General features: G+C 66.9%; 3 protein-coding genes. 1 reads left to right on the forward strand and 2 read right to left on the reverse strand.

Annotated elements, in window-relative coordinates; translation table 11 throughout:
* Window positions 1-217: hypothetical protein (locus Q8Q88_RS14810; RefSeq protein ID WP_305675958.1), on the forward strand; the 217-nt coding region annotated here is incomplete at its 5' end.
* A gap of 26 nt (window positions 218-243) precedes the next feature.
* On the opposite strand, the gene Q8Q88_RS14815 is transcribed toward Q8Q88_RS14810, so the two are convergent.
* Together Q8Q88_RS14815 and Q8Q88_RS14820 are read right to left on the reverse strand one after the other, a co-directional pair.
* Window positions 244-510: a metal-sensing transcriptional repressor gene (locus Q8Q88_RS14815; protein ID WP_305675959.1), complete on the reverse strand. Its 267-nt coding sequence runs from the start codon at window positions 508-510 to the stop codon at window positions 244-246.
* A gap of 23 nt (window positions 511-533) precedes the next feature.
* On the reverse strand, window positions 534-1,216 hold a 683-nt coding region (locus tag Q8Q88_RS14820), incomplete at its 5' end, for a nickel/cobalt efflux transporter (RefSeq protein ID WP_305675960.1).

A 1,216-nucleotide genomic window follows, 5' to 3' on the forward strand; every position in this document is an offset into this window, starting at 1 on the left:
GGCCGAGACCTTGCGGGTGCTGAAACCCGGCGGGCGGTTCCTGATGGCCGTCTGGACGCCGGGCTGGTCGATGTTCGCGGTCGCCAACGTCCTGTCGCTGTTCCTGACCTCCAAGGCGGGCTGGCGCGGGTTGGCCGAGGCGACCGGGTTCGAGGTGCTCGACGAGGGCGTGTTCAACAACGCCTGGTTCATCCTGATGGCGAAGCCCCGGGCCTGAGGCCTCGCCGCCGGCGCGCCCTCGATCTAGAGATACTTGGCGAGGTCGCTCAGCTTGCTGAGCTTTTCACGGGCCTCGCGCGACAGCGGCCCGACCACCTCCTCGAGGTGATGCTCGATGTGATCCGTCACCAGCACGGTCTTGGCCTTTTCGAGCGCGCTGATCACCGCCTGCAGTTGCTGGGCGGTCTCCAGGCCATCGCGGTTGTCCTCGATCATGGTGAGGATCGTGGCCAGGTGCCCGTGGGCGCGCTTGAGGCGGTTCTTGAGGTCCGTATTGTGCGTGTGGCTCATGGGGGCTCCAGCGATCCGCGGGACTATAGGCCGCGCGGCAGATGCAGCCAGCCGTTGACGCCCAGATAGACCCCGATCGCCAGGATCACGGCGCCAGACACATAGGGGGCCTTGCGCACGATCTCCCCGAAGCCCGAAAGCCGCTTGGACACCTCCTTCACGCTCAGGGCGGCGATAACCCCCGAGGCCACCATGGTCAGGGCCAGGCCGAGGCTGAAGCACAGCACCAGCACCGCGCCGAGCGTGAAGGCCTTCAGCTGCAGGCAAAGCAGCAAGACCGTGATGGCTCCCGGACAGGGGATGAGCCCACCGGTGAGTCCGAAGATCACGATCTGCCCCGTGGTCACATCGCGGTCAGCGAACCGACGGCGGATGTCGTTCGCATGGGCCAGTTCATGCGCGTCCTGCGCGCCGGCGGTCAGGTCGAGGCCGCGAAGCTCCTCGTGGATGTGGTCATGGCCATGGTCGTGTTCGACGAAGGCCACGTCGTAGCTGTGGGCGTGGTCGCCATGGGAGTGGGTCAGACGCGCGACGAACTCGTGCGGCTCCGGGATCTGTTCCACGGATTCCAGATGGCCGCCCCGATCGGTGAAGCTGAAGGCTTGTCGCGTTCCATCCGGGCGCTCGGTTTCCAGGCGGACATCGTCCGCCGGCCAGCCGTGACCGCGCTCGGGATAGATCCGGAAGCGCGGCGGCGCGGCGGTTT

Origin of the sequence: Phenylobacterium sp. (assembly GCF_030697925.1) — a bacterium.
Classification (GTDB): Bacteria; Pseudomonadota; Alphaproteobacteria; order Caulobacterales; family Caulobacteraceae; genus Phenylobacterium.